Consider the following 8890-nt stretch of genomic DNA (forward strand, 5'->3'; position numbering starts at 1 on the left):
GGCGGTTTTTTTTGCCGTCGTGGAGGCTCCGGCAACCGGGGCCCGGCCAGCCCAGCGCCGTTTGCCTACGATCGGTCTCAACTTGAGTAGCTCCATGGCGGACCGAATGGATCACGGCCCTGCTTCCACCTCCTTCAGCGTGGCTGCCATCGATAGCTCCCTGGCCAGCGGCGATCCGGCCATCGCCGCCCTGATCGAGAAGGAACTTCGGCGCCAGCAAACCCACCTGGAGCTGATCGCCAGCGAGAACTTCGCCTCCCGGGCCGTGATGGAGGCCCAGGGCTCGGTGCTCACCAACAAGTACGCCGAGGGCCTGCCCCACAAGCGCTACTACGGCGGTTGCGAGCACGTCGACATCATTGAGGACCTGGCCATCGCGCGGGCCAAGCAGCTGTTCGGCGCGTCCTGGGCCAACGTCCAGCCCCACAGCGGCGCCCAGGCCAATTTCGCCGTGTTCCTGGCCCTGCTGGAGCCCGGCGACACGATCCTGGGCATGGATCTCTCCCACGGCGGCCACCTCACCCACGGCTCGCCGGTGAACGTCTCGGGCAAGTGGTTCAAGGCCGTCCACTACGGCGTCGACCCCGAGACCCACCAGCTGAACTTCGACACCATCCGCCAGCTGGCCATCGAGCACCGGCCGAAGCTGATCATCTGCGGCTATTCCGCCTACCCCCGCACGATCGATTTCGCCGCCTTCCGGGCCATCGCCGATGAGGTAGGCGCCTACCTGCTGGCCGACATGGCCCACATCGCCGGCCTGGTGGCCTCCGGGGTGCATGCCAGCCCCGTGCCCCACTGCCACGTGGTCACCACCACCACCCACAAGACCCTGCGGGGACCCCGGGGTGGACTGATTCTCTGCAACGACGCCGACTTCGGCCGCCAGTTCGACAAGGCCGTCTTCCCCGGGACCCAGGGCGGCCCCCTGGAGCACGTGATCGCCGCCAAGGCCGTGGCCTTCGGAGAAGCGCTGCAGCCCAGCTTCCGCAGCTACAGCCAGCAGGTTGTGCGCAATGCCCAGGCCCTGGCCGAGCGGATTCAGGAGCGGGGCATCGCCGTGGTCTCGGGCGGCACCGACAATCATCTGGTGCTGCTCGATCTGCGCTCCATCGGCCTGACCGGCAAGCTGGCCGACCGCCTGGTGAGCGACGTCAACATCACCGCCAACAAAAACACGGTGCCCTTCGATCCGGAGTCGCCGTTCGTCACCAGCGGCCTGCGCCTGGGCAGCGCGGCGCTCACCACCCGCGGTTTCGATGCCGAGGCCTTCCGCGAGGTGGCCGATGTCATCGCCGATCGCCTGCTGCTCCAGGACGATGCCGCCGTCGAACTGCGTTGCCGGGAACGGGTGGCCTCCCTCTGCGGGCGCTTCCCCCTCTATGGGCGTCAACGTGAGCTCCAGCACGCCTGACGGCCCCGTTCGCCCGTAACGTGACGCCTTCAGGACCGCTGCTTTCCGGCCCGCCGTTGTGACCCTCGCCTACAGCCCCAACGCGGCGGCCTTACTCACAGCCGCCGCGGCGGCCCTGCTCACGGCGCTGATCGTGCCGGTGATCCGAAGGCTCGGTCTGCGCTGGGGGCTGGTCGATCCGCCGGATGACCGCAAGCAGCACACCCTGCCCATGGTGCGGCTCGGTGGCGTGGGAATCGTGGCTGGCTTCAGCCTTTCGCTGGCCTGCACCTGGGCCTTCGGCGGCTTCGCCGAGCTGACTCCCGACAAGGACCAGTTGATCTGGACCACCCTCGCCGGGGCGCTCTGCTATTTCATCATCGGCCTGGCCGATGACCTGTTCGCCCTGCCTCCCCTGCCACGCCTGGTCGGCCAGGTGCTGGTGGCCGCAGCGGTGTGGAACCAGGGCGTACGCATCGGCAGCATCGACCTGCCCTTCGGACTGGGCAACTCCTTCGCCGGGCTGCCGCTGCCGGAGGGCCTGAGCCTGCTGGCCACGGTGGTCTGGCTGGTGGGCATCACCAACGCCATCAACTGGCTCGATGGCCTCGATGGGCTGGCGGCCGGGGTGAGCGGCATCGCCGCCGTGGGCCTGCTCTCGGTGAGCTTCAGCCTCAGCCAGCCCGCCGCCGGTCTGCTGGCGGCAGCCCTGGCCGGGAGCTGTCTGGGCTTCCTGCGCCACAACTTCAACCCGGCCCGCATCTTCATGGGGGATGGCGGCTCCTACTTCCTCGGCTTCGCCCTGGCGGCGATCAGCATCGTGGGTCCTGCCAAGCGGCTCACCAGCGTCAGCCTGTTGCTGCCCCTGCTGATCCTGTCCCTGCCCCTGGCCGACATGTCGGCGGTGATCATGGGACGCCTCAAGGCGGGCCGCTCGCCCTTCTATCCGGATCGCCGTCACCTGCACCACCGCCTGCTGCGGGCCGGTTTCAGCCACCGGCGCACCGTGGTGGTCATCTACGCCTTCACCCAGTGGCTGGCCTCCATTGCCCTGGTGCTGGCCAATGCTGAGATGCGTTTCCTCTGGCTGGCCCTGGCCACGGCGGTGCTGATCGCCGTGCTCGTGGTCTGCCGCCGCCAGATGCAGCAGGAGGCCAAGTGAGCGGCCCCCCCGGCGGCGCCGGGGTGGAGGTGCTCTGCATCGGCACCGAGCTGCTGCTGGGCAACATCGTCAACGGCAATGCCCGCTGGCTGGCCGAGCAGCTGGCGGCGCTCGGGGCTGTGCACCACCGCCAGCTGGTGGTGGGCGACAACCGGGATCGGCTGATCGAAGCGGTGCGACAGGCCTCGGGCCGCTGCCGGGTGCTGGTCACCACCGGCGGCCTGGGGCCCACCCCCGACGACCTCACCACCGAGGCGATCGCGGCGGCCTTCGGCGCCGACCTGGTGGAGCACGGCGAGATCTGGGCGGCGATCCAGGCCCGGATCACGGCCCGGGGCCGGAGTGTGGCCCCCTCCAACCGCAAGCAGGCCCTGCTGCCGCGTGGGGCCGCCGTGCTGCCCAACCCCACCGGCACCGCGCCCGGAATGATCTGGACCCCGGTGCCGGGGTTCACCGTGCTCACGTTCCCAGGGGTGCCCAGCGAACTGCGGGCGATGTGGGAGGCCACCGCCGCTCCCTGGCTGCGGGAGGCGGGCCTGGCGGGCGGGGTGTTCGCCAGCCGTATGCTGCGTTTCTGGGGCGTGGCCGAATCGGACCTGGCGGAGCGGGTGCAGGACCTGCTGGCGCTGGAGAACCCGACCGTGGCGCCCTACGCCGGTGCCGGGGAGGTGAAGCTGCGCGTCACGGCCAGGGCGGCCGATGGGGCCGCCGCCGTCGCCCTGCTGGCCCCGGTGGAGGCGGAACTGCGCCGCCGAACCGGTGCCAGCTGTTTCGGCGCCGATGGCGACAGCCTGGCCTCGGTGGTGCTGGCGCAGCTGCGCCGCCGCGGCGAGACCCTGGCGGTGGCGGAGTCGTGCACCGGTGGCGGCCTCGGCGCGGCCCTGGTGGCGGTGCCGGCGGCCTCGGAGGTGTTTCTCGGTGGGGTGATCGCCTACGCCAACGCCGTGAAGCAGGACCTGCTGGGAGTGCCGGCCGAACTGCTCGATGCCCATGGAGCGGTGAGCGACCCGGTGGCCGAGGCGATGGCGGCAGGGGCGAGGCGCCTGACGGGAGCGACCTGGGCCATCGCGGTGACGGGCATCGCCGGGCCGGGTGGGGGCAGCACCGAGAAGCCCGTGGGGCTGGTGCACATCGCCATCGCCGGCCCCGACGGCTGCCGCAGCGAGCCGGTGCGCTTCGGCAGTGGCCGTGAGCGCACCTGGATCCAGACGCTGACGGTGGGGGAAAGCCTGAACCGTCTGCGGTTACGGCTGAACATTGCGGCCATCTGATCGGGCCCCATCGGAACATCTGCTGCCCCGGCCGCCATCGATCACGAATCCTGTGCCATGGACTTTTCCCCCCTGCCTGCCACTTTTCCCCCGAAAGAGCGGGGCTTTTCCACAGGCTGCCGGGGCCGGGGGGAGCTGCTGTAGGGCTGCTCGGGTCTTGTTGCGGGAAAGGCCTTCCCCCCTTGACCGCACGCATCCCCGCAGGCAGGTCCGACCGCCGCCTCCGACCGGTGGCCGGGAAACCGCCCCCCGCCGTGATTCTCAACGGCGGTCCCTTGGGACCGGAGCGGTGGGGCCCACTTTGACGCGGGGGGGAGCCCCATGGCCTGATGGGGGGACCGACGACCAGCGCCGCATGAGCCAGATCCCCGACCACGCTCCCCGAACCGTGAGCATCGAGAACCAGATGCCGGAGGACCTCTTCGAGGCCATGCGGGAGTTCATCCGGGTCCACCCCCAGTGGGATCAGTACCGGCTGATGCAGGCCGCCCTGGCCGGTTTTCTGTTCCAGCACGCCAGCCATGACCGGGCCGTGGCCCGCCACTACCTCGATGGGCTGTTCCGGCGGGAGCCCGCCCCGGCGGAACAGACGCCTTCTAGGGTGGTTTCAGACCGTCTCGATCCTTCCTCTTGAGCGCCGGCACCCTCTACGACAAGGTCTGGGAGTTGCACCGGGTCGCTGACCTGCCGGGCGGAGCCACCCAGCTGTTCATCGGGCTGCACCTGATCCATGAGGTCACCAGCCCCCAGGCCTTCGCCGCCCTGGACGACCTGGGTCTGACCGTGCGCCATCCCGAGCGCACGGTGGCCACGGTGGACCACATCGTGCCCACCACCTCCCAGGCCCGCCCGTTCGCCGACCCCCTGGCCGAGGCGATGCTGGCCACCCTGGAGGGCAACTGTGCTCGCCACGGCATCACCCTGCATGGCCTGGGCAGTGGCCGCCAGGGGATCGTCCATGTGATCGCCCCGGAGCTGGGGCTCACCCAGCCGGGCATGACCGTGGCCTGCGGTGATTCCCACACCTCCACCCACGGCGCCTTCGGCGCTATCGCCTTCGGCATCGGCACCAGCCAGGTGCGCGACGTGCTCGCCAGCCAGAGCCTGGCCATGGCCAAGCTCAAGGTGCGGCGCATCCGGGTGGTGGGGGTGCTGCAGAGCGGCGTCTTCGCCAAGGACCTGGTGCTCCACATCATCCGGCGCCTGGGGGTCAAGAGTGGCGTCGGCTATGCCTACGAGTTCGCCGGACCGGCGATCGAGGCCCTCTCGATGGAGGAGCGGATGACGCTCTGCAACATGGCCATCGAGGGCGGCGCCCGCTGCGGCTACGTCAACCCCGATGCCGTCACCTTCGCCTACCTGAAGGGCCGGCCCCACGCCCCCAGCGGCGACGCCTGGGAACGGGCCGTGGCCTGGTGGAGCTCCCTGGCTTCGGGGCCACAGGCCAGTTTCGACGATGAGGTGGTGTTTGATGCCGCCACGATCGCGCCCACCATCACCTGGGGCATCACGCCTGGCCAGGCCATCGGCGTCGACGAAACGGTACCCACCCTCGACCAGACCGAGAGCGACGAGCGGCCGATCGCCGAGGAGGCCTACCGCTACATGGATCTGCGTCCCGGTGCGCCGATCGAGGGGTTGCCGGTGGATGTCTGCTTCATCGGCAGCTGCACCAACGGCCGCCTCAGCGATCTGCGGGCCGCCGCCGCCGTGGCCCGTGGCCGCCACGTGGCCGCCGGCATCAAAGCTTTCGTGGTGCCGGGCAGTGAGCAGGTGGCGGCCGAGGCCGAGGCCGAGGGCCTCGATGCGGTGTTCCGCGCCGCCGGCTTCGAGTGGCGCGAACCGGGCTGCTCGATGTGCCTGGCCATGAACCCCGACCGCCTCGAGGGGCGTCAGATCAGCGCCAGTTCCAGCAACCGCAACTTCAAGGGGCGCCAGGGGTCGGCCACCGGCCGCACCCTGCTGATGAGCCCCGCCATGGTGGCGGCGGCGGCCGTGAGCGGCCATGTGGCCGACGTGCGCCGCCTGGTCGCCGCCCCGTCGACCCCAGAGTCCGCCAGCACCCGAGCATGAGCGCCACCCCTTTCCCGGCCGGACCGATCCAGGGCTGTGCAGGCCGCGCCGTCGTCGTGCCCGGCGACGACATCGACACCGACCGGATCATCCCGGCCCGTTACCTGAAGTGCGTCACCTTCGACGGCCTTGCGGAGGGCGTCTTCGCCGATGACCGCAGCGAGCTGGCGGGCGATCACCCCTTCGATCGGGCTGAGAACCAGGGCGCCGCGATTCTCGTGGTGAACCGCAACTTCGGCTGCGGCTCCAGCCGCGAGCACGCCCCCCAGGCGCTGATGCGCTGGGGTCTGCGGGCGGTGATCGGCGAAAGCTTTGCCGAGATCTTCTTCGGCAACTGCCTGGCCCTGGGAATCCCCTGTCTCAGCGCCGACCACGACGCCGTGCTGGCCCTGCAGGCCGCCATCGCCGCCCATCCTGGCGCCGTTCTCCAGCTCGATCTGGAGCCACCCAGGGTGACGCTCGAGGCCGGCAGCGAGATTCTGGAATGGCCCCTGGCGCTGGCAGCCGGTCCGCGCCGCATGCTGGTGAGCGGCGAATGGAACGGCACCGCTCAGCTGGTGGACCATGACACCGAACTGCGGGCCACCGCGAGCCGGCTTCCCTATCTGAACGGGTTCGCGGCCGCCTAGAAGGGCCGCTGCAGCACGCCCTGGGTGGGGTGATAGGGGATGAAGGGGGTGCCGGGACCCTTGAAGTTGAAATCGTTGAGGCGCAGCCGGATGCCGCCCAGCCCGTCGTAGGGGCTGTAGTAGACACCGATTTCGTAGGAGCGCCGCTGCCAGCGCAGCTCCACATAGGAGCCGGTGACATCGCCGTAGAAGCCCGAATTGGGATCCACGTTGAAGCCGATGCCGCCGCTGAAGACCAGCGGCCCAACGATCTGCTGCGAGAGGCCGATGCCGATCGTGCCCAGGTCGACGGCGCGGTCGAAGTTCAGCGGGCTCTGACCCTGCCGCAAGGTGATGCCGCCGGTGACCGTCAGCTGGGTGTAGTCGAGGAAGGGCTTCTCGAAGCGTCCCAGGGTGAGGGTGGGACCACCGGAGAGGCCGACCGTGTTCTGGTTGGTGCCATCACTGAAGTAAGCGGCCACGCCGAGCAGGTTGGCGTTGAAGCGCAGGCCAGGAACGATCGGTACCGGTGTATTGGCCAGGGAGATCACCGGAGGGCTGGTGGTGGGCTTGCCGGTCCAGATCGGGTAAGAGAAATTGAAGGAGCCGATGGCGTTGGCACGCCACACCTGCAGCAGATCGGTGTTGTTGGTCTGCACGGCCTGGAAGTTGCCCACGCCCATGCGCCAGTAGTAGCTGCGGGCCAGCTTGCCCCAGTTGGGCAGACTGCCCTGCTTCTCGAGCGAGACGCCATAGGCGGAGTAGACGTCCTGCTCGCCCAGGGAGCCGTTCCAGGTGCGGAAGCGGTAGGCCCCGAAGAGGCGGAAGGTGCTGTAGCCCACAAGGGGCAAGTGCACCAGCCGGGACAGGTCGCCGAAGCTGCGGGTGCCGTTGGCGATGTTGTCGGGATTGAAGGTGGAGAGACTGAGGCGGGCATCGGCGTTGAAGCCCAGCAGAGGCCCCGTGAGACGGGCATCCAGACCGAAGTAGTCGCCGCCCTTGGCCGGTTGCTCAACGATGGTGGTGGAACCCGACGGTGACCCGGGCAGGGGGTAGGCGTCGGTGTTGCCGGTGTAGAGGCGCTGGATCATCACCTGCGGTTGCAGGTTGAGGAGCCCCTTCTCACCGATCTTGATCGGCACGTTGTAGCCGAGGAAGAAGCCGTCCCGGTCTTCCCTGTCGTTGCCCAGCACCAGAGGATTGCTCACCTCCTCCTGCTTCTGGATGCGGCGCTGGCGGGTGACGCGGACCGGCAGGCGATCCTCCAGCCGCAACGTGTTGCGGCGCGCCTTCACCAGGGTGTCGCCGTTGGGCAGCAGGGTGATGACGACCTTCTCCGAATCCATCCACGACTGGGCCGGCGTGAAGGGATCGTTGGTGAAGCCCACCCGGTCGCCGGAGAGGGTGTTGGGGGTGAACTTGAGGCGCCGGGCCTGGATGCGCCAGCGGCTCACGGTGCCCTTGATCAGTTCCTGGTTGCCCGTGGTGGTCTGGTCCTTGAGCTGCTCGGGGCGGGTGGTTCCGAAATCGTTGGCCGTGTCCGGTGTGGTGAACTCCCGCGGGAAGCCGAAGCGCCGCTCAGCCTTGAGGCTGCGCTCGAAGGTCACGTTCTCCACCCGCTGGGGAATCCTGGCGATGGCCTCGCGCCGCAGTCGTTCCTGATGCCGGGCGTTGCGCCACACGCCCCCCTGGTTGGGGGGTGCGGCCTGAGGCGGCGGCGGGGCGGGCTGGCCGCTGGTGCCGGTCCAGCCGGGGCCCATCGTCACCTGCTCGAGCTGCTGGGCCAGCCCATCGGGTTGCTCGCTGGCCAGGGGTGGGGCCCCCGGGCAACCCTGGGCGGGCGGCACCGGCATCGGCTGGCTGGCGATCTTGTCGGTGCCGAAGCGGTAGCGCAGGCCCAGCAGGTAGGCGTTGCTGCCCTCGCTGACACCACTGAAGGTGCCGTAGGCCCCCGAGCGGTGGTGGATACGGCCCACGGCTGACCAGCGCGGGGTGACCAGGGCCTCCACCTCGAAGGCCAGGTAGTTGAGCAGGCGCGCCGAGTTCTGGCGGAAGGTCTGCTCGTAGTTGCTCTTGGCCGTGGTGACGCTCAGGCCCTCCACGAAGAAGATGTTGAGCCAGGGCCGCAGCCACAGGCGAAGGCCGAGACCACCGGTGAACTCGCCGAAGTTCTGGGCGGGGGTGTTGGCGAAGGGGATCAGCTGGTTGAAGCCGCCCCCCGGCTGGGCACTCGCCCGGTGGCCCAGCAGGTTGGCATCGAACTCCAGCGACAGAGGGCCTGCCTGGAACAGGCGGCGCTGCATCCCGATCCCCCCCAGATATTCGGGCCGGAAGCGGCCGCTGAAGGTGAAGGTGTCGCCGAATTCACCGGCATACATCTGGC

Annotated in this window: 7 protein-coding genes; 6 read left to right on the forward strand and 1 reads right to left on the reverse strand. The window is 69.4% G+C overall.

Annotated elements, in window-relative coordinates:
• Positions 1 to 106: 106 nt before the first annotated feature.
• From glyA to KUG43_RS07325, 6 genes are all read left to right on the forward strand, one after another.
• Positions 107 to 1414 (forward strand): serine hydroxymethyltransferase, encoded by a 1308-nt coding sequence (gene glyA, locus KUG43_RS07300; protein WP_286194515.1) that lies wholly within the window; start codon positions 107 to 109, stop codon positions 1412 to 1414.
• A 58-nt stretch (positions 1415 to 1472) separates the two neighbouring features.
• On the forward strand, positions 1473 to 2555 hold the full coding sequence (locus KUG43_RS07305) for an MraY family glycosyltransferase (RefSeq protein ID WP_216907609.1): 1083 nt from the start codon (positions 1473 to 1475) through the stop codon (positions 2553 to 2555).
• Complete coding sequence (locus KUG43_RS07310) at positions 2552 to 3826, forward strand: competence/damage-inducible protein A (protein WP_353617964.1); 1275 nt, start codon at positions 2552 to 2554, stop codon at positions 3824 to 3826. The genes KUG43_RS07305 and KUG43_RS07310 overlap by 4 nt, the downstream gene beginning before the upstream one ends.
• Before the next feature lie 355 nt (positions 3827 to 4181).
• Positions 4182 to 4460 (forward strand): DUF2811 domain-containing protein, encoded by a 279-nt coding sequence (locus tag KUG43_RS07315; RefSeq protein ID WP_216907611.1) that lies wholly within the window; start codon positions 4182 to 4184, stop codon positions 4458 to 4460.
• Positions 4457 to 5899 carry a 3-isopropylmalate dehydratase large subunit gene (leuC, locus tag KUG43_RS07320; RefSeq protein WP_216907613.1) on the forward strand — a complete coding sequence of 481 codons (1443 nt, stop codon included), beginning with the start codon at positions 4457 to 4459 and terminating at the stop codon, positions 5897 to 5899. Before KUG43_RS07315 ends, leuC begins: the two co-directional genes overlap by 4 nt.
• Complete coding sequence (locus KUG43_RS07325; RefSeq protein ID WP_216907615.1) at positions 5896 to 6528, forward strand: 3-isopropylmalate dehydratase small subunit; 633 nt, start codon at positions 5896 to 5898, stop codon at positions 6526 to 6528. The genes leuC and KUG43_RS07325 overlap by 4 nt, the downstream gene beginning before the upstream one ends.
• Here the strand turns inward: KUG43_RS07325 and KUG43_RS07330 are convergent.
• Positions 6525 to 8890, reverse strand: a 2366-nt coding sequence (locus KUG43_RS07330; protein ID WP_216907617.1) for a DUF3769 domain-containing protein, incomplete at its 5' end; no start/stop codon positions are given. The two genes, KUG43_RS07325 and KUG43_RS07330, sit on opposite strands and share 4 nt — an antisense overlap.

The sequence above is a fragment of the Synechococcus sp. CCY 0621 genome (assembly GCF_019038465.1).
In the GTDB taxonomy this organism is placed as follows: Bacteria; Cyanobacteriota; Cyanobacteriia; order PCC-6307; family Cyanobiaceae; genus Cyanobium.

Excerpts from the sequence above, each read along its gene's own strand:
- glyA (WP_286194515.1), top strand. The coding sequence starts at position 107 with ATGGATCACGGCCCTGCTTCCACCTCCTTCAGCGTGGCTGCCATCGAT.
- KUG43_RS07315 (WP_216907611.1), top strand. The coding sequence starts at position 4,182 with ATGAGCCAGATCCCCGACCACGCTCCCCGAACCGTGAGCATCGAGAAC.
- KUG43_RS07325 (WP_216907615.1), top strand. The coding sequence starts at position 5,896 with ATGAGCGCCACCCCTTTCCCGGCCGGACCGATCCAGGGCTGTGCAGGC.